Origin of the sequence: Pseudomonas sp. R2-60-08W, from assembly GCF_003852335.1 — a bacterium.
GTDB lineage: Bacteria > Pseudomonadota > Gammaproteobacteria > Pseudomonadales > Pseudomonadaceae > Aquipseudomonas.
On record NZ_CP027731.1, the window covers coordinates 2,919,812 to 2,938,671 of the forward strand.

The window sequence follows — 18,860 nt, forward strand, 5'->3', positions numbered from 1 at the left end:
AATGAAAATTATGGATAACTTCAAACGCTCACTGCCCCCACTTTCCAGCCTGGTTCCCTTTGAAGCCGCGGCGCGTCTGGAAAGTTTTTCCAAAGCCTCGGATGAGTTGCATCTCACCCAGGCTGCAATCAGTAAACAGATACGATCCCTGGAAGAATTCCTTGGCGTCGCGTTATTTACGCGTAGAAATCGCGCCGTATTTCTAACCGAGGCGGGCGCAGAGTTTCGCGACGCGGTGCGCACAGCGTTCTTGGGCATTGCTTCACGCGCCGAAGACTTGAAGTCAGGGCGAGATAACAGTGAAATCGTCCTAGAGGTTCAATTGTGCGAAGCCTTTTACTGGTTGATGCCAAATATCACGCATTTGCACAGGAAGTACCCTGACCTGGAAGTTCGCCTTAATGCATCCATCCAACCTATTACCGAAACCGCGGAAAAATTCGATATAGCCATCCAAACCTCGGGTCGCCCATCCGGTGATCACACCCGGCTGTTGACCTTGAGTGATGACGTGTTTCCGGTGTGCAGTCCCGGCTACCTGACCTCGTTGGGCGATCACCCTCTGACCTTGCGAACCTTGGTGGATCTGCCTTTGCTGCATCACGTCGCTACGCCTCAGTACTGGAGCACCTGGAGCGACTGGCTGGGGGAGTTTCATATCAGGCCCGGAGAACTCAAGGGCAAGTTCTATGACAGTTATCCGGTCATGATGCAGGCGTGTGTCGAAGGCCTGGGTTTTGCCCTTGGGTGGCGTCGAACCAGTGAAAAGATGCTCGCCAGTGGTGATCTGGTAAGGCCTTTTTCCGAATCCATACACCTCCCTGAGGCCCTGAGCGTGTACAGATGGCGTAATGAAACCCTGAACCTGTCGGCTCGCCAGGTGCTGGAATGGTTAAGTTCATCGTTCGCAGACTGACGACTGGTGGTCCGTGTGCAGCAGTCCCAGCGCGGCGAGCGTTTTTTTCTGAATATCGTGCACGGCATGCTCGCTGTTGGCCCCAAGTGCCGGGTCAACGATAAAGCGACCTTGCTGGTAGCCGTCGCTGTTCAGGCCGCGCTGCACACTGGCGCACAGGGGGATATCTTCTTCACGGATCACGGCGACGAAGTCGATGACCTCCTGCTCTTCCCGGGAGGGCGTTGCTGCCGTGCAAAACCATTCAACCACCTGCAGGGTCTTGTCCACGCTGACCGGCAGATGATGCAACACATTCATGTACCCTCCTGGATAGACCTCCAGGCAAAAGTTCGGCCACAGGTACCAGGCGCCAAATTCGCGCGATCGGGCCGAGCCTTGCTTCATCGTATAGCCCTGGTTGGCGCCACTGTCGCTGCTGATATGGGCGTGATAATGCTCGTGGATCGCCAGGTGATAACTTTTCAGGTCAAGGGTCGCTGTCGAGAGAGTGGGATGGCACATCGGGCAGTGGTAACACTCTGAGTAATTTTCCACAGAGACCTTCCAGTTGGACTGCACGCTGTATTCCTTGGAGTAGGCGTGGAACAGCTTTTCCGGGGCTGGCGAGAAGGTTCGGATTGATGACTCGAGGCCGGGTAGCAGGGCCTGCATGGGCTGCGCATTCCAGTCGAAGTTGATGAAGATGAAACCGCAGAACACCTCCAGGCGTACCGGCTTGAGTTGAACCTGATCCGTGCTGAAGTCCTTGAGATGCTCGGATTTACGCGCGCTGATCAACTGTCCACGGGTGTTGTAGGCCCAGGCATGATACGGGCAGGTCAATAACCCAGGCACATGGCCGCTGCCCTCGACCAATCGATGCGCGCGATGCTGGCAAACATTATGAAAGGCCTGCAGCGTACCGTCCTTGTCCCGGACCACCAGGGCACTTCGCCGACCGAGGTCACGCACTCGGTAGTCACCCGCATTGGGAAGCGCGGAGACGTGGCAGACGTATTGCCAGGTACGCGCAAACACCGCTTCCATTTCCCGGTCGAACAGCTGGCTGTCGATGTAATGTTCGTTGGGCAAGGTAAAAGACGCAAAAGGGTCGATGTCGAACCCGCGAGCCAGGTGCAGCGGAGCAGGGGCGCTGGTCATGGAACCTCCATGGATCAGTTGGAAGGACAGTGAAATTTATCCGTATTGGGCGACGGGGTGCTCGAACTGCCGGGAGTCAAGCGTCAGCCCCAGGCCTGGGCGGTCACGCAGGTAGGCACGGCCTTGGCTGATTTCAAAATCCACCTCGGCCACACGCATCTCATGGTGTCGGCAGCAATTCCAGCTGGCACGATGCAGGCGGCCAGGGGTCGAGGCCGCTAGATGCATCACGGCGCTGTCACTGACCTGGGTGCCGCCAACGTCTTCAATATTCATCCGGATGCCGTGGTAGATGCAGAAGTCCCGAAGCTGTCGGGCTTTGGTCAGGCCTCCGACGCGGCCAATCTTTAACCCGATCAGTTGGGCGATGTTCTGGCGCTGGCCTTGTACCAGGTCGCCAAGGGTCACAATGGACTCATCCAGAATGATCGGGTTGCGTGTCAGTTCCCGCACCGCTCGACATTGCTCCAAGGATTCGCAGGGCTGTTCAAAGCACACTGTGGGGTCTTCCACGCTGTTCATCACAGCGACGGCCTCCGAAACCGTCCAGGCACGATTGACATCGAAAGTGATGACCTCCCCGGGCAGGCGCTGATCGAGCAGGCGCCGGATTTGAGCTACATCCTCCTCCACCCCGATGCCGACCTTGCAGGAGTGGGTGCGATAACCTTCGCTGCGGGCGAGGGCCAAGTGGGTCGCCATCTGCTCTGTATCATCGGTGGGGATGCTGCTTTGCAAGGCGATCGACGCCTGGAACCGTCCACCAAGCAATGCATATACCGGCAGCTGGCAGTGTTTGCCGAGGATGTCCCAGCATGCCAGGTCGATTGCAGCTTTCACATAGGGGTGACCCGGTAGCATCACGTCCATGCGTGCATTGATTTGATCCAGGTGCAGTGGATTTTCACCCAGCAGGTGCGGCGCTAATTCCTCGATGCCGGCCCGCACGCCTTTAGCGTAAGCCGGCAAGTAAGTGGCGCCCCATGGGCAACTCTCGCCGACGCCCACCAAGCCGCTGTCCGTGAAGACCAGGACGATGGTGGAGTCGAGTGAGTCATAGTGCAGTCGTCCGCCGCTGAGGCTGTATTTATTCTTGAGCGGTATATCCAGTTGATAGACCTTGATAGAAGTAATTTTCATGGTGCGACCGCTCCCTGTCGCAATGCCGGCCCGACTGCGCGGGCAGGGGAGGGAAAGCCCAGAATCGACTGGAGAAAAATTTGCTCGATGACGGGCAGTCGCAGCGCCTGCTGGAGCTCGCCAACCGCTGCGATACTGTCCAGGCACGGTTCATAGCTATCCAGGTGTTCGGCAACCCAACTGGGGCCGCAACTCCAGTTCACCACCTGCTCGATCAGCGCGTCCGCAAGACCTATTGCGCGGCCGATTTGCCAGGCCTCGTCGAGGATGACCTTGTTGATGCAGGCCAAGAACTCCACTAGGTGCGAGGCCAGCTTGATCTTGCTGTTATCGGTGAATACCAGGCCTGAATGAAACATCGGTGTGAGGGCTGGTGTAATACGGCCCATGGGGTCCTCAATCACTTCGCCGCTGTGGCAATAGTCGCGGTTGGCGCCATAGGGCGAAGGTGCATGAAAATCGGGCAGGGTGAGGGATAGATCGTTTTCCCGCTCACTCAAGGCCACCACTTTTACATGATTGTCCTGGCTGTCGAACAGCGTTCCCGCCTGGTGATAGCGCTGGGCGACGATGCGTCCCAGCGGCATTGCCACCCCCAGTTCATCGGCCAGTGCCTCAGTGAGACTCGTGTCCTTGACGGTGATCTCCAACGTACAGGAATGATCGTAGCTAGCGTCGAATATGAACGGGGTCAACTGGTTGCTGACAAAGCAGTTTCCCCGCGAGACTTTCACGTAGTCCCAGAGCCAGTGCAGCGGAATATCGTGGGCCCTGGCCATGACCAGTAACTCGGCCCATACCACGGTGGCGGTGTAGAACAGCAGGTTGGTGAGCAACTTGACCGATTGGCCGGCGCCGATCTCTCCAACGTAGAAAGACTTGCGGCCCATGGTGTCGAGCGTCGTCTGGCTCAATCGATAGCCGCGCTCATCCCCGCCGATGTAGAAGCACACGTTGGCGAAATCCACGCCCATATGTGACAGGTTGCTGACGGGCGCTTCCAGGCTGAATATATTTTTTTGCCAGGCTAATTCAGCGATATGACGGGTGTTGTGGTAATCGGTGGTGGATGTGTCGATCCACACCGTACCTTCCGCCATGCCCGCCAGGGCTCCGTGCTCGCCGGTCATGTTTTCCAGTACATGGTGCGGTAGCGGCAGGCAGGTCACCACGATCTGGCATGTGTAGGCGCACAGCGCAGGCGTGTCTTTCCACACGGCGCCCAACTCGATCACCGGGCCCGCACGTGCGGGGTCGATATCATGCACCTGGACCTCGTACCCCGCGTTCAGCAGGCGCTCTATCAATGGACGGCCCATATTACCGGTACCGATAAAGCCGACTTTCGGCTTGGCAGCTTGCATATCGATTCCTCTTGAGGGTGTAATCAAGCGAGTTCGCGGGCCCTGCCGGCACCCTGGCCGGTTACCCAGATTGAGTTGAAGTTTTCAAGCATGACTTGCTGGCACGACAAGACCTGGTCGCTGCCCAGAGGGTTGAACCTGGCGTCCACATTCGGGTACACAAAAAACGGCAGCGATACACGGGCGTTGTCCGCACGGTGAATGACTTGGTGCGGTGTACTGGTAAACAGGCCGTTACTCCACTTCATCAGCATGTCCCCCAGGTTGATCACCACTTCGTGTCCCCGAGGCGGTACGTCGATCCAACGTCCTCGGGAAAAAGCGCGTAGCGCGCAGGCATCACCGGCCTCTTGGAAAAGCAAGGTGAATATGCCGTTGTCCGTGTGTTTGCCCGCGCCACTGCGCTGGGGTGGGTAGTACAGGGCGCGCTGGATCAGCACCGGATCAGAAAAGAAGGGCTCGAAAAATAGCTTGTTCAACCCCAGTGCAAGCGCCAGCCCGTGTAATAATCCAGGCACCACGCGGTGCATGACTTGATCCTGCAGGGCCAACATTGCCTTGGCAAACGCGGGAGCGGTTTGCTCGTCTGGGAGCAGGTTCGGACCGGTGAAGGGTTTTTCACACAGGGCGGCCTCCCTTCCCATGTCGAAGTGCTGTTTACAATCGGGGCCCGTAGGCGCGTGCAACGTTTCGCCAAAGGTATGTACATAACCCCGACAAGTTTTGGGGCTGACCTTTTGGTGGTCTTGGGAGAACTGATTCTTGATCTCCAGCGGCAGTTCGAAGAATTGTCGCGCCGCAGTAAATGCCTGATCGATAAACGACGGACTTATACCGTGATCGGTTAAATAAAAAAAACCGTCCTTAATACAGGTTTCACGTAGACGGCGTACTTCGCGCGGCGTATCAATAGACTCAAGCATTTCAAGTGAAATGCGATTTAAGGCTTCCATGCTGCAGTCTCCTTATCGGGCAGTTCTAAATGCCAGGTAGTGAGCATGTACCTCATCTAAATAAGGAGCGTTCATAAGTGACGGTAGAGAGGATAGTTTTTTGGCCGCGACTAAACTGTCCAACAGGTCCGCGAAGTTTTCTGCTGTATAAAACGTGCAGCGCGTGCTAAACAATAAAAGTCCGCCGGGGGAGGTCATGCGAATAAGTTCGTGAATGGCTTCTATGGGCAGGTGGCCTTCGATGAACGCACCGCAGCACAAGGTTACGTCATACCTGTTGTCCGCAATCAACGTGTTGTGTTCGGTCAGATCCACGCCGCCGTAGAGCGCCCCATACGCCTGAGTCTGACGCGCCAACTGTGTCATCGCCGGTGATAGGTCGCATCCTTCTATGTTGCTAAAACCTCGCTGGGTCAGTTCTTTCCCCACCAATCCGGTCCCGCAACAGGCATCCATGATGCGCAAAGCGCTACGAGGTTGTTTGTTGTTTGTGTCTGCGTTGCCAAGCAGCGATGTCAGCAGGTCGCTGATCACGAGTGGGCCACAATAGTTCTCTTCTGACACATCGTTGTCGTAATCAGTAGACCATGTCTCATAGTAATCCCTGAGGCGAAAGTAGTCGCGATTGAAGTTCAGGGCGCGATTGACCGATGTCGCACAATAGGCGTCGGAAGTTCTCGTGGCGTTATTTTCGCTGGCCATACTGTATTCTCCGGAAAATTATTTTTCAGGTTGAATGAATCAGGGTGGTGGCGTGAGTGAGTGTTCATTCTTATTCGCCAGTTGGTGCACTGTAAAGACCAAATAGACGACTTATCCTTCGTCTTTTTCCTACATTGGTAACCAGGTGTTATACATTCCGGCTGTCTGTGGGGGACGCAAGACAGGGGCTATCGGAGTATTTCTACTTCAACGTTCAGTTGGTTGATGATGGATCACACGCGCAGACAATGCGCGGCAGCGCTCACAAATAGTAGAAGAAACACCAGGCCCCCTAACGCAAATGAAAGACTGCTCATATGGGCAACGAAACCGATCACCGCCGGGCCTATCAAAATTCCTGCATAGCCCATGGAGATAACCGCCGGTATGGCGACTCTTTGGGGCATGCGGTCCTGTTTTCCGGTGGCGGTAAACAGCACGGGAACAATGTTCGAGCATCCTGCGCCGAGCAATGCATATCCCAGTAACGAGGCGGGCCAGCCCTCGAATCCAAGCGATACGAGCATGCCGGTGGCAGCAATCATTGCGCCATAAGCCACCACGAGCACGCCGCCGAATCTGCGTACGAGGGCATCCCCTGTCAGCCGTCCCAGGGTCATCGCCGCCGCAAAACTGGCATAACCCAAGCCGGCCAAGGTGGGCTCCATGTTTCGGCTGGATACGAGAAAGACAGCACCCCAGTCCAGTACTGCGCCTTCGGTTAAAAAAACGATGAAGCACAGCGCGCCCAGTAAAAAGACAATGCCTTTTGGGATTGCAAAGATCGGGCCGTCTTTTTCGGTTCCATAGGTCAATAAACTTGGAATCGCTTTATACAGGCACCCCATTACCACGATGACGACGCACAGCACTGAAAACACCGGTTCTAATCCCATGCTCAACAATGCAGTCAACGCGCCGGCACCCAGAATGCCTCCGACGCTGTACAGGCCATGGAACCCCGACTGAAGTGCCTCGCCACTGTTTTTTTCCACAATGATGGACTGAATGTTCATCGCGCAATCCAGCATGCCCATAGCCGCGCCAAACAGCACTACGGCCAATGCCAGGCCCGGCAGCCAACTGAGGCTGCTCAACAGTACAAGCAATACACATAAAGTCGCAGTGGAACACACAATGACTGGGCGGCAGCCGTAACGTGCGGTGAGGTGCCCGGCAAACGGCATGGCAACAATCGACCCCACGCCCAGGCCCAGCAGCAAAAGCCCCAACCCGCTTTCGTCCAACCCCGTGCGCGCCTTGGCAAGCGGCACTAAGGGCGCCCATGCCGACATGACAAGCCCTGCGATCAGGAAAGCAATACGGGTTGACGTGCGTTCGCCGTAATTGGCGTTGATCGCTAACGATGACGTAGTCATTTGAATCACCCAAACAGGCACACGAAGAAAGGCCTGGCAGCGACTGCGCTGAGGCCTGGAAGGAGGAAGGGGCAAGTTGCCAAGGCGTAAGCCTTTCAATGCACGACTGTATTGAAAGGCTTACCCATCAGGCATCGTTCTTATCCGACAGACTTCAAGGGGATAGGCCCCTTGATCCTTTCCATCATGGTGGCGCAATACCAATCATCGAATTGGCAGACACCGGTCTCTGCGGTCTCGGAATACGGGCCTGGCTCATAAGAGGGTGAAGTCACACCACGCTGCGTGCCTTCTACCAGAGTGCGGTCCTGATCGTTGGTCGCGATCCATACCTTTGTCAGCCGATCAATGTCGTAGTCCACGCCTTCTACGGCAGTTTTGAGCACCAACCACTTGGTGGTCACCAAGGTTTCCGTCGCGCTGATGGGGAGCACGCGGAAGCTCAGAGCGTGGTCCCCCAGGAAGTGGTTCCACGTCGACGGATAGTTGAAGTACAGCAGTGCGCCGATATCCGCTTCGCCGGTGGTATCCAGGCGGCTGGTCACCGCGGGCTTGCCGTCCATGGTGTAGCTCACCGCGCCCTTGGACAATGGGATGCGGGTCATGCGGAACTGGCCTTTGATGTCCATCACCAAGCGGCTCGGCAAGCCGGCTTTTTCGCATTTGTTCCAGTAAGCGGAAAGCTCGGGGTCGTCGTCGCCGCTGGTGCCGCCCACGGAAAGGTTGTCCACGAACGATTGCAGCAGCTCGGGGTGAGATCCGTCGCAGTGGTAGCACTCACGGTTATTTTCGAAGACCAGTTTCCAATTGCCTTTCTCGACGATATTGGACTCAAAGGCCACTTTGCAGTCATCGAGGTTATGCGGGGCGACAAAGGGGGTCACGGCGGTACGGAAGTGTTCGAAATCCGGTGCTTTGCTCGCGACACACACATAAATAAAGGTGTTCACGATTTCGCAGTGAACGCTTTTGAGGTTGTATTCGGATTTGTCGAAATCCTGCCCCATGTTCCCGGCGAATAGCAGGTTGCCGTCCAGCTCGTAGGTCCACTTGTGGTAAGGGCACACCATTTTGGCGACTTTGCCATGGTCGGCTTCACAAATCTTGGCGCCACGGTGGCGGCAAGCATTGTGAAATGCTCGCACCTGGCCGTCCTTGCCGCGTACCACGGCCACCGGGTAGTCACCCACTTGCAGCGTGAAGTACTGACCGGGCTTTTCCAGTTCAAACGTGTGTCCGGCGAAGATCCAGTCTTTGTGCCAAATTTGCTCAAGGTCCTGGCGATAGACGCCTTCGCTGCTATAGAGCTTTCCCGGGAGTGAGTGCCATGGTTTACGTTGGGCAATCAGGTCAAACACGGTTTCTTTATTATCCATCTTATCCTCCCAGGATAAATAACGTGAGCGCTCACCTTTAACGGTGACTTTTATAGTGCTCTAAAAGTTCGGCATCGGTTGCCTGCTTAATGGCGGTGCAATAACTTCACGGCCTTTTTAGATAGATGACAGCCTAGGGGGCCGTCGCGACGCCCGCAAACGACATTTCGTAGGGGCAATCAATAATTCCAGGTTATCGATCAGCCGCTTCCTCGGAATGCGTAACGCTTGAAAATATAGGCTCCAGCGTCGTAATGGCTGAGTACGCCTGACCCAATGAATGAATCGCGTGCTTCACCGCAAGGCTTCGTTCAACTCCAAGATGGCTACTGAACAGGTCGAATTTTCCATCCAGCTCAGCGGCCGTCATCGCGGTGTGCGGATCACCTTTTGCCGCTGTCACAGGGCTGACGATGATCGTACCGTCTTTCAAGGTAAGGGTAAGTCTGGAAAGAATTTCATCCGGGAAACGCGCGGAAATATCCGCCGCTTCGACAATCTCGATGCGTGAACTCAGCGAGAGAATATCGGGGGCGGTGATTGAGCCCCCCGTGATTTCATCAGGCCCCAGCTTGCCTCGCACAATCAGCGCTGCCAGCGGAAACGCCAACGCGTATTGGGCTTCATCTGCGTTACGTGGGGTATGGCCCTGCAGGCACATCGATTCGAAGAACGTTTCCACGCGAATTGTTTCAAGGGTGCTCGCGCTCACTTCGGGATGCTGGCGCTGTAATTCAAGCATTGCCGTCAAGGCGGGTTGTGCCCATCGGCATACGGGCCATGGTTTGAAGTACTGGCTATCGATTTCCCAGCGGTTTCCTATATCCGCCCAGTGCGGCGCGACACTTGGGTCTTCCACGATCTCCGCGGGGGCACCGGTCATGCCTGCCTGCGCCATCAACAGTGCATTCAAGCCAACGTAAGCGCCTGCTCCATGTGCATCGCGCAACATGGTCGGTGCCAGCACCACACGCATCATTGGGCAGCGTGCGCTGAAATACTCGGCAATGCCCAATGCGTGCCGAAAGGTCGGCTCATCGAACTCAAGCAATCGTGCGCCAGCACACACCACCCCCATGGCGGAAAAACCACCAGAAGCGTGGTAGGTGGGTGAGGTTGCCATCAATGCAGTGCCAGCGCGTAGCGCCGTTTCATAGCCAATGCACAGCACCGAAAGAAGTTCGTGCCCGCTGATCTCCTGGCCGTTGTGGTGCAATGCGTCGGCCAGGGCCAGCAACGCCGGAACCACCGTTGCGCCGGCGTGCCCTTTGGATTTGAAGTGCCCTTCGTGAGCGTCCAGGCTGTCTGCGGAAAATCCGCCAGCCCAGGCGGCTCCAAGCATACTGACGCGCTGGCCATCGAACATCAGCCGACTGGTGTACACACCACCGGGGTAGTGGAGGCGTGCATAGCTGCGCATTATCTCGCTGGTGTCATTGGATGCCGCACCGGCCATCACACCGACGATATCCAACAGGCTGTTTCTGAGTATCGCTTGCGTGTGGGCGGGTGCTTGTTGGAGATCGAAATCGCGACAAAATTCGAACAGTGACATCCCGGGCATTCCTTACGAAATCATTATGGTGTCGCTGCACCATGATCCAGCGAGGGCTCACCGTTCCAGCAACATTTTCGTAGGGCAATCGATAACAAAAATGACGACTCTGCTTCTAAGGCATGCGGCGTCAGCGGGGGAACTTGGCCAGGAGCCACTCACGAAACCGGCGCAGCTCATCTTCGTTCTCGGCGTTTTCTCGACAGCTTAAGTAGTGCGAACTGTTGCGCAGCTGAACTTGCTGCTGGATCGGCCGCACCAACACCCCACGCTCTACCAGCCGGGTAACCAGGTGGTTCCAACCCAGGGCGATACCTTGGTGGGTCAGCACCATGCTGATCAGCAAGTTGTAGTCGTTGGCATTGAAAATCTGGGGGCTGTCTTGCGGGCGATCATCAATGTCAATCGACTGAAAGGCAAACCAGACACCCCAGTCAACGTGCTCGGCTACCTGGGATCGTCCGTAGGGGCTCAGGTTCAGCAGGGCTGAGTCTCTCAGGCCTTCGATCGTCGAGATTTCCGGGTGTTGCTCCAAAAATTGCGGGCTGCACACGGGATAGATCACGTCATGGCACAACGGGTAGCTTTTATAGTCGTCCCGGACACGGGCCATTTTGGTAATGAAGACGTCCGGCTGTACCCCGGGCTCCATGGTCAGGAAGTTCTGCGTCGTGACCAGGTTCAACTCAATGCCGGGGTTTTGTCTGATGAATTCGGGCAGGTGGTCTGACAGCCATAGGGCGGAAAAGGCGGGAGAGCAGCAGACGGTCAGCATTTTTTTGGAGGACTGGCTGCTGCGGATTCGCTCGGCTGCCTGGGCGATGTTTACAAATGACAGCTGCGCGGCATCAAAGAACACTGCCCCGGCAGAAGTCAGTTCGACAGCACGCCCTACGCGGTTGAAAAGCTGCGCACCCAGGTACTCCTCCAGCTCGCGAATCTGCCGGCTGATAGCCGCCTGCGAAACACAAAGCGCCTCGGCGCCGAGGGTGAAGCTCTCGTACTTGGCAGCCGCTACAAACGCTTTCACGGCCCTCAACGACGGCATTTTCAGCAGAATGCTGTCAGGGTCGACATGCTTTGACATCCTTACGTTCTCCTCATGCAGCCGCTCCCCAGCGAAGCGACGCGAGAGTAACTGAAGCCAGGCGGTAAAAACGGTGTGCAGGTCGTTTTTGAGACATTACGGGTCGTTCCTGTGTGCCGCAGCAAGAAAACTGTCCGCTTGAGACGATCTATAACCCGACGTTATCCAATTGTCCCTGTAAATGTAGTTGGAATTGACGGTGGGTTACTACTAAATTTGAAACATCCCTCTTTCCTAGGGGCCAAAAAATAATAAAAGGAAACCCGTCGTGAAACTCTCTATTCATTCCCGCTGCCGTTTAAAACTATTTTCGATCGTTTGCGCATCGCTTAAAGCGAATAGTGCTGAACACGAAGGGGCAAGGTATGACTAATTCCGACGAAATCATTTCCGTCAAAAATGTCTATAAGGTATTCGGCACTCAACCGGACCTTGCAATGAAGTTGCTGGCTGATGGGGCCTCTAAAGAAGAGGTCTTTAAAAAAACCGGGCAAGCTATTGGCGTCTTTGATGCAAACTTCTCCGTCCGCCGCGGCGAGATCTTTGTCATCATGGGGCTGTCGGGCTCCGGCAAGTCAACCATGGTCCGCTTGTTCAACCGCTTGATTGAACCCACCAGTGGCTCGATCTTTCTGAATGGTAAGGAAATCACCGGTCTGGCGGATAAAGACCTTCTGCAAGTGCGCAGGAAAGACATGGGCATGGTCTTTCAATCCTTTGCGCTGATGCCGCACATGAGCGTCATCGACAACGTCAGCTTTGGTTTGGAGATCAGCGGCGTCGCCGAGAAAGAACGCTACTGCCGCGCCATGGGCGCGCTGGCCCAGGTTGGGCTTGCTGGTCAGGAGTTCAGCTTTCCCCATCAACTCTCCGGCGGCATGCAACAGCGCGTCGGCCTCGCCCGAGCCCTGGCCAATGACCCGGCGATCCTGTTGATGGACGAGGCGTTTTCGGCCCTCGACCCGATGATTCGTAGCGAGATGCAGGGCGAATTGATTAAGCTTCAGGCCGAGCAGAACCGCACCATCATCTTCATTTCCCACGACATTGAAGAGGCCGTACGGATCGGCCACCGCATCGCAATCATGGAAGGCGGTCGGGTGGTGCAAATTGGTACACCGCGCGAGTTACTGTGCAACCCCATCAATAAATACGTGCGCGATTTCTTTAATGGATTCGACACCAGTCGAATCCTGAAAGCGGGCGATATCGCTCAACAGGACACCAGCATCACCTATGAGCCTGGTCGTCACACCCCCCTAAAAGCAGAAGCTTCGCTCAGAGAGATTCTGCATATCGTCGCGGCCTCCGCAACGCCTATGCCGGTGGTGGATGAAGTTGGCCTGTATAAGGGCTCGATTTCCCAAGGCCATCTTCTGAGCTGCCTGAATAATAGTTAATTTGAATAATCAGAGCAGTCTCAAGTTCTGAGGGCGAGGAAGTATCATGTCGGACTTTAATTATTTAGACCCGTTCCAAAGTTTCACTGTTCCATTGGGCGCTTGGGTTGAAGCGACGCTGACTTATCTGGTACATAACTTTCGGGAAGTCTTTCGCTCGATTCGATGGCCGGTTGACCAAGTGCTTGATGGTGTTCAGTGGGGCCTGCTTTCCGTGCCCCCCACAGTATTCATTCTTATCGCCGGATTGATCAGTTGGCAGATCGGCGGTAAACGAATCGCAATTTTCAGTATCGCTACATTGACCGGACTAGGCTTGATCGGTGTATGGGCCGATGCCATGGTGACTCTCGCTTTGGTCCTGACTTCATTACTCTTCTGTGCGGTTATTGGTATTCCCCTGGGCATCCTCTGTGCCCGCAGCGACCGAATGGAAGTGATCGTGCGTCCGGTGTTGGACGCGATGCAGACATTGCCCGCTTTCGTTTACCTGGTGCCTGTGGTGATGTTGTTTGGCATCGGTAACGTTCCAGGCGTCATCGTGACGATTATTTTCTCGGTTGCGCCCTTGGTGCGCCTGACCAACTTGGGCATTCGCCAGGTACCCGCCGATAAGGTCGAAGCCGCACGTGCGTTTGGCTGCACCGCCACCCAGATGCTGTTGAAGGTCCAACTGCCCCTTGCGGCGCCGACCATGATGGCCGGATTGAACCAGACACTTATGCTTTCACTTTCGATGGTCGTCGTTGCTTCGATGATATCCGTTGGCGGGCTTGGGCTGATGGTATTGAGCGGCATCGGCCGCCTGGACATGGGGCTGGCCAGCGTCGGCGGTGCCGGCCTGGTACTCCTGGCTGTCTTCCTCGATCGTTTGACCCAAGCGATGGGTGAGCGCAGCAGTGATCTGGCAACCGGCCAGCGTTGGTACGAAACCGGGCCGGTTGGCCTAGTGATGAAATTCAAGAAGAAAAAGAACGTAGCACACCCAGTGACTAACTAAGCACACCTGCTCACCTACTATAAATTCAAGCGCGGTGAAATATGAAACTTGCAAATCTCAAGCAAACCGTCGTCGCGACGCTGATGGCGTCCATGTTGGGTGCAACTGCATGTTCGGCAGCGTACGCCGCTGATGCAAACAAACCGGGTGACGGTGTTTCCATCACGCCTATTTTCCCGACTATCGCTGAAGAGCGTTTTCGCGGTGAGGTGGCGATTGCAGGCTTGAAAGACCTTGGCTATGACGTGAAGGCCCCGAAGGAAGTTGATTATCCCGCGATGTTCCTGGCGCTCTCCTATGGCGATGCGGATTTCACCGTGCATGAGTGGGAGAACCTGCACGCTGCCTTTTATAAGAAAGGCGGCGGCGACGACACCATGGTGAAAGTTGGCCAGGTCATGAAGGGCGTGCTGCAGGGCTACATGATCGACAAGAAAACGGCCGACGCATACAACATCAAGGATCTCTCGGATTTGAAGAAGCCGGAGATCGCCAAGCTGTTCGACGCCAATGGCGATGGCAAGGCAGACATGACAGGCTGCAACCCCGGTTGGGGCTGCGAAGTGATGGTTGAATACCACATGAAAGCCTATGGCCTGAGCCCAACCGTCGTGGACAACCGGGGTTCTTACTTCGCGCTGATGGCAGACACTATCGCCAGGTTCCAGCAGGGCAAACCCGTGTTGTATTTCACCTGGGTGCCGCAATGGATCTCCAGCGTGCTGGTGGAAGGGCGCGACGTCGTATGGCTGCCGGTTCCGTTCACCTCGTTGCCTGATGGCAAAGACAGTAAAGACACCTTTTATCAGGGCAAAAATCTCGGTTTCCCGGTGGATACCGTTAACGCTGTGATGAACAAAGAGTTTGCCGAGAAGAACCCGGTGGCTCGCAAGTTTCTGTCGGAAGTCAGTATCACCACGGACGACGAAAGTGCCCAGAACCTGCGCATGCAAAAGGGTGAGAAATCACTCGCTGACATCAAGCGCCATGCGGCCGAATGGATCAAGGCTCACCAGGCGCAATACGATGGTTGGTTGAGTGACGCGCGCGCCGCAGCCAAGCAATAGAAAACAGCAAGGAAAGTGCTGCCAGCTCGATTGAGCTGGCCGTACGCGGGACCGGCTGCGTTTGTTTTACGTAATAAAGTGATCAGGTGGCGAAGATAATGGATACCTTCCAAAGCTCGTTGAAGTTCCAGAATATTGGGTTTCGGCAAACTACCGACTCGGTCGGTCATGAAAAAGTTGTACGGGTGGCATTCATTTTGCTCGACCACTTTTCATTAACCGCACTCTCAACAGCGATGGACGCGCTGGCGACCGGCAATCTGATCAACAGTAATACCGTCTACAAAGTATCGACGTATTCGCTCTTGGGCGGACTGGTTGAAAGTGATATCGGCATACCGTTGTCCTCGGAACGTTTGAACGTTGAAAAAATCAATCACGATGCACTTGTGGTTATCGGTGGCCAGCGGGTAAGGCTGTCCAGCAACCCCACCATTCGCCGCGCATTGAAAAAGGCGGCAGGGGGAAGGGGCATCGTCGCTGGTGTATGGAATGCTGCGTTTTACCTGGCCGATGCGGGCTTGCTCGATGACCAGGATTGCGCCTGTCATGCCGATAGTTGTGCGTTGATAAACGAGTATTACCCCCAAGTGAAAACGGGGGAGTCCGAATACACCTTTACCCAGCGGCGCGCGACGTGCGCTGGTGCTTCATCCGCGCTGGATATGATCCTGGCAATCATGCAGGACCTCAGCTCACTGCGCGATGCTGATCTGGTGGATGAAATCAAACGTGTACATCAACCCAAAAAGCCTCAATTCAATACTGTAACCCTAGGTGCTGTCAGCCTGGTTAAACCGGTACCTCGCCCTCTGAACGTTGCGGTCTCCCTGATGGAAAACCACATTGAAGAACCCATGGAAATCAATGAGATCGCCAGCCACGTGGGGGTTTCGCGTAGACAGCTTGAGCGCAGATTTGCGCGCTATTTAAACGCGGCGCCCAACCGCTATTACCTGGAACTGCGACTTACCCGCGCCCGCCAACTGATTATTCAAAGTAATCGCTCGTTGACGGACGTGGCACTCGCTACCGGTTTTGTCAGCTATCCGCACTTTTATAAGCGCTTCAAGGATTTGTTCGGCCTGCCGCCCATGACGTTCCGGGATAACTACTATTCCAGCGACTTTAGCAATTCGGAACGCTATGCAATTGCGGCAGGTTTTTGAAACGCGTTTTGCCGCTGTGTCGTCGGTTAGTTACTCAGTTTATTTCGTCCTGCGCATTGTGTTGTGTTGGACCCGGTAATGCATTCAACTTAACGGCCTACTATTATGAAAGTTACCTCGTTACCCGCCGACGATAATAGCTGTGGCTGGTTTCATTTAAGCCGCCCGCGTAAGCCTAATCCCGCCCACCAGGGACACAGTACTGCCCGTTGGGTGATTGTTGGTGCGGGCTTTACCGGGTTGTCGGCAGCACGGCAACTGGCGTTGAGTTTTCCGAATGACGAGATCGTGCTGGTTGAGGCTCAGGAGGTTGGTCTCGGGCCCTCCGGCAGGAATGCCGGGTTCGCTATCGATCTGCCCCATGATATTGGGGCAGAGGATTACATCGGCGACATCACCCTTGCCAGGACCAGCCTGAAGCTCAATCTGGCGGGGCAATCCATTCTGCGCGACTTGGTCGATCAATATGGCATCGACTGTCAGATGAAGGCCTGCGGCAAGTATCAGGCGGCCGTGGAGGACCGCGGCATCGCGGTACTCGAAGCCTATCGGCGTGGGCTGGATAAGTTGGATCAGCCTTATCAAATGATTGAGCAAGATGAGCTGCCTCATCACCTGGGTACGCACTTCTACCGCAAAGCTTTATATACGCCAGGTGCCGTTCTGCTTCAGCCATCGGCACTGGTCAAGGGGCTCGCTGACCATCTGCCAGCCAACGTGACCTTGTATGAGCGTACGCCGATTCTCGAAGTTGAGTACGGTGCGAAAACCGTACTGAAACATGCCAATGGAAGTATCACCGCCGACAAGCTGATCCTCGCGAACAACTCATTTGGCATGCGCTTTGGTTTCCTCAGGGGCCGGATGCTACCCATCTATACCTACGGCAGTATTACGCGGCAATTGACGCCAGAAGAGCAGGCACAACTCGGTGGAAAACCGTATTGGGGCGCGATCCCAGCTGATCCATTTGGGACCACCGTCAGGCGTACACCGGATAACCGCTTACTGATCAGAAACAGTTTTAGCTTTAATCCCGACGGCCGCAGCGACAGTCGATATAACGAGCGATTCATACGCCGTCATAAAGCCTCGTTTGATAAACGCTTTCCCATGTTGCCCAACGTCAATTTCGAATACACCTGGGGCGGTGCATTGGCCATGACTCGAAACCACAACGGTTTCTTTGGTGAGTTGGCCCCCAACGTTTATGGGGCGTTGGGTTGCAATGGCCTAGGCGTGACCCGCGGCACAGTGACAGGGCAACTGCTTGCCGAGTGGCTCGCGGGCCAACGTGATGAACGGATCGACTTTCTATTGAACGCACCCGGGCCGAACAGTAACCCGCCGCAGCCGTTTCTCTCGTTGGGTGTCAACGCAAATCTTAAATGGGGGCAGTACCGCGCCGGTCGAGAAAGCTGAGTTTATCTCAATGAACTGTTTCCCACAGAAATTCGCGCATTTGCGGTCGGCGTAGGCACGTCGCTCTCACGCATCGGCGCCGCCGCGGGCACTTACTTGGTGCCGATTTCATTGAGCAAGTTAGGGATCGCCGAAACCATGTATGTCGCCGCCGCCATTTCGTTGGTGGGGCTGGTGTTGTCTTGGGTGCTGGCGCCTGAAACGCGGTCACTCAACCTGCAACAAGCCGCCTCGTTGAATTAGCAACCCCTGGATCAACCCTTGGAATTACTGGAGAAAACAGCATGAACTTTGACGGCATTTTTACCCCCGCGATAACTCCGCTCTCTTCGGATGGTCAAGTTGATTACTCGGCCTTTGATGAAGTGCTTGAATACCTGGTCGAGTCCAGGGTTCACGGCATCATTATCGGCGGCTCCACGGGCGAGTATTACGCTCATACGCCTGCTGAGCGTCTGGCGGTGGCTGAACGTGCGAAGAGTGTCCTGCAAGGTCGTCTGCCGCTGGTTGTCGGCACCGGCGGGATCAGAACCGAGGATTCGGTGTATTTCGCTGAGCAAGCGAAAGCGATCAAGGCAGATGCGATCCTGGTGGGTTCGCCGCCTTATGCCTTGCCCACCCAAAAAGAAATCGCCGCCCATGTGCTGGCGGTAGACAAGGCGGCAGGCCTGCCCATCATGCTCTACAACTACCCGGCGCGTATGGGGGTGGCCATGGGGGATGAGTTCTTCGAAGCGATTGCGCAGTGCAAGAACATTGAAGCAATCAAAGAAAGCTCCGGGGAAATGAATCGCCTGCATCGCCTGGCCTGCGCCCATCCTTCGATCCAGATCTCGTGCGGTTGGGATGATCAAGCCCTGGAGTTCTTCGCCTGGGGCGCTCGCAGCTGGGTATGCGCCGGCTCCAATTTCATTCCTCGCGAACACGTTGCGCTGTATGAGGCCTGCGTGATTGAAAAGGACTTCGATAAAGGCCGTCGCATCATGTCGGCCCTGCTGCCGTTGATGGACTTTCTTGAAGGCGGCAAGTTTGTGCAATCGATCAAACATGGCAGTGAGCTGATTGGCTTGCGTGCCGGTGGTGTCCGCGCGCCATTGCAAGCGTTGGAAGAATCCGAGAAGCAGGCGCTGAAGGCGGTGATCCAAACGCTTAAACAAAACGTTGCGCACATTGTGGGAGGTGCTTGA

At 55.5% G+C, this 18,860-nt stretch carries 16 protein-coding genes and 1 pseudogene; 8 read left to right on the forward strand and 9 right to left on the reverse strand.

Going from position 1 to position 18,860, the window contains the following annotated elements:
* Positions 1–10 precede the first annotated feature (10 nt).
* Positions 11–916, forward strand: a complete 906-nt coding sequence (locus tag C4J90_RS13220) for a LysR substrate-binding domain-containing protein (protein WP_124419992.1) — start codon at positions 11–13, stop codon at positions 914–916.
* On the opposite strand, the gene C4J90_RS13225 is transcribed toward C4J90_RS13220, so the two are convergent.
* From C4J90_RS13225 to C4J90_RS13265, 9 genes are all read right to left on the reverse strand, one after another.
* Positions 899–2,059 (reverse strand): aromatic ring-hydroxylating dioxygenase subunit alpha, encoded by a 1,161-nt coding sequence (locus C4J90_RS13225; protein WP_124419993.1) that lies wholly within the window; start codon positions 2,057–2,059, stop codon positions 899–901. The two genes, C4J90_RS13220 and C4J90_RS13225, sit on opposite strands and share 18 nt — an antisense overlap.
* A 36-nt stretch (positions 2,060–2,095) precedes the next feature.
* Entirely contained in the window at positions 2,096–3,199 is a 1,104-nt protein-coding gene (locus C4J90_RS13230) for a mandelate racemase/muconate lactonizing enzyme family protein (protein WP_124419994.1), read from the reverse strand.
* A complete protein-coding gene (locus C4J90_RS13235; RefSeq protein WP_124419995.1) occupies positions 3,196–4,563 on the reverse strand; it encodes an NAD(P)-dependent oxidoreductase in 1,368 nt (455 codons plus the stop codon). The genes C4J90_RS13230 and C4J90_RS13235 overlap by 4 nt, the downstream gene beginning before the upstream one ends.
* Positions 4,564–4,586: 23 nt before the next feature.
* Complete coding sequence (locus C4J90_RS13240) at positions 4,587–5,516, reverse strand: 2-oxoglutarate and iron-dependent oxygenase domain-containing protein (protein WP_177413399.1); 930 nt, start codon at positions 5,514–5,516, stop codon at positions 4,587–4,589.
* A 12-nt stretch (positions 5,517–5,528) separates the two neighbouring features.
* On the reverse strand, positions 5,529–6,218 hold the full coding sequence (locus tag C4J90_RS13245; RefSeq protein ID WP_124419996.1) for a class I SAM-dependent methyltransferase: 690 nt from the start codon (positions 6,216–6,218) through the stop codon (positions 5,529–5,531).
* Between the two features lie 233 nt (positions 6,219–6,451).
* The gene (locus C4J90_RS13250) at positions 6,452–7,597 is read right to left on the reverse strand and encodes an MFS transporter (RefSeq protein WP_124419997.1); all 1,146 of its coding nucleotides are present in this window, start codon (positions 7,595–7,597) and stop codon (positions 6,452–6,454) included.
* 140 nt (positions 7,598–7,737) lie between these two features.
* Entirely contained in the window at positions 7,738–8,973 is a 1,236-nt protein-coding gene (locus tag C4J90_RS13255) for an aromatic ring-hydroxylating dioxygenase subunit alpha (protein WP_003181861.1), read from the reverse strand.
* 193 nt (positions 8,974–9,166) lie between these two features.
* Positions 9,167–10,528, reverse strand: a complete 1,362-nt coding sequence (locus C4J90_RS13260; protein ID WP_124419998.1) for an MmgE/PrpD family protein — start codon at positions 10,526–10,528, stop codon at positions 9,167–9,169.
* Positions 10,529–10,658: 130 nt separating this feature from the next.
* Positions 10,659–11,615: a LysR substrate-binding domain-containing protein gene (locus C4J90_RS13265; RefSeq protein ID WP_003181858.1), complete on the reverse strand. Its 957-nt coding sequence runs from the start codon at positions 11,613–11,615 to the stop codon at positions 10,659–10,661.
* 365 nt (positions 11,616–11,980) lie between these two features.
* Between C4J90_RS13265 and C4J90_RS13270 the strand changes: the two genes are divergently transcribed.
* The 7 genes and pseudogenes from C4J90_RS13270 (at position 11,981) to C4J90_RS13300 (ending at position 18,860) form a co-directional block, all read left to right on the forward strand.
* The gene (locus tag C4J90_RS13270) at positions 11,981–13,015 is read left to right on the forward strand and encodes a glycine betaine/L-proline ABC transporter ATP-binding protein (RefSeq protein WP_003181855.1); all 1,035 of its coding nucleotides are present in this window, start codon (positions 11,981–11,983) and stop codon (positions 13,013–13,015) included.
* A gap of 46 nt (positions 13,016–13,061) precedes the next feature.
* Positions 13,062–14,015, forward strand: coding sequence for a glycine betaine/L-proline ABC transporter permease ProW (gene proW, locus C4J90_RS13275; RefSeq protein ID WP_027616458.1), 954 nt, complete (start codon positions 13,062–13,064; stop codon positions 14,013–14,015).
* 41 nt (positions 14,016–14,056) lie between these two features.
* Positions 14,057–15,082: a glycine betaine/L-proline ABC transporter substrate-binding protein ProX gene (proX, locus tag C4J90_RS13280; protein ID WP_164484540.1), complete on the forward strand. Its 1,026-nt coding sequence runs from the start codon at positions 14,057–14,059 to the stop codon at positions 15,080–15,082.
* Positions 15,083–15,180: 98 nt separating this feature from the next.
* Positions 15,181–16,251, forward strand: coding sequence for a GlxA family transcriptional regulator (locus C4J90_RS13285; RefSeq protein ID WP_124419999.1), 1,071 nt, complete (start codon positions 15,181–15,183; stop codon positions 16,249–16,251).
* 102 nt (positions 16,252–16,353) lie between these two features.
* On the forward strand, positions 16,354–17,673 hold the full coding sequence (locus C4J90_RS13290) for an FAD-binding oxidoreductase (protein WP_124420000.1): 1,320 nt from the start codon (positions 16,354–16,356) through the stop codon (positions 17,671–17,673).
* Positions 17,674–17,916 (forward strand): annotated as a pseudogene (locus C4J90_RS13295) (MFS transporter); the annotation flags it as partial.
* Between the two features lie 41 nt (positions 17,917–17,957).
* Positions 17,958–18,860, forward strand: a complete 903-nt coding sequence (locus tag C4J90_RS13300; RefSeq protein ID WP_124420001.1) for a dihydrodipicolinate synthase family protein — start codon at positions 17,958–17,960, stop codon at positions 18,858–18,860.

Bases quoted from the DNA above. Each gene is read 5' to 3' on its own strand.
- C4J90_RS13220 (WP_124419992.1), top strand. From the start codon at position 11: ATGGATAACTTCAAACGCTCACTGCCCCCACTTTCCAGCCTGGTTCCC.
- C4J90_RS13225 (WP_124419993.1), bottom strand. From the start codon at position 2,059: ATGACCAGCGCCCCTGCTCCGCTGCACCTGGCTCGCGGGTTCGACATC.
- C4J90_RS13230 (WP_124419994.1), bottom strand. From the start codon at position 3,199: ATGAAAATTACTTCTATCAAGGTCTATCAACTGGATATACCGCTCAAG.
- C4J90_RS13235 (WP_124419995.1), bottom strand. From the start codon at position 4,563: ATGCAAGCTGCCAAGCCGAAAGTCGGCTTTATCGGTACCGGTAATATG.
- C4J90_RS13240 (WP_177413399.1), bottom strand. From the start codon at position 5,516: ATGGAAGCCTTAAATCGCATTTCACTTGAAATGCTTGAGTCTATTGAT.
- C4J90_RS13245 (WP_124419996.1), bottom strand. From the start codon at position 6,218: ATGGCCAGCGAAAATAACGCCACGAGAACTTCCGACGCCTATTGTGCG.
- C4J90_RS13250 (WP_124419997.1), bottom strand. From the start codon at position 7,597: ATGACTACGTCATCGTTAGCGATCAACGCCAATTACGGCGAACGCACG.
- C4J90_RS13255 (WP_003181861.1), bottom strand. From the start codon at position 8,973: ATGGATAATAAAGAAACCGTGTTTGACCTGATTGCCCAACGTAAACCA.
- C4J90_RS13260 (WP_124419998.1), bottom strand. From the start codon at position 10,528: ATGTCACTGTTCGAATTTTGTCGCGATTTCGATCTCCAACAAGCACCC.
- C4J90_RS13265 (WP_003181858.1), bottom strand. From the start codon at position 11,615: ATGTCAAAGCATGTCGACCCTGACAGCATTCTGCTGAAAATGCCGTCG.
- C4J90_RS13270 (WP_003181855.1), top strand. From the start codon at position 11,981: ATGACTAATTCCGACGAAATCATTTCCGTCAAAAATGTCTATAAGGTA.
- proW (WP_027616458.1), top strand. From the start codon at position 13,062: ATGTCGGACTTTAATTATTTAGACCCGTTCCAAAGTTTCACTGTTCCA.
- proX (WP_164484540.1), top strand. From the start codon at position 14,057: ATGAAACTTGCAAATCTCAAGCAAACCGTCGTCGCGACGCTGATGGCG.
- C4J90_RS13285 (WP_124419999.1), top strand. From the start codon at position 15,181: ATGGATACCTTCCAAAGCTCGTTGAAGTTCCAGAATATTGGGTTTCGG.
- C4J90_RS13300 (WP_124420001.1), top strand. From the start codon at position 17,958: ATGAACTTTGACGGCATTTTTACCCCCGCGATAACTCCGCTCTCTTCG.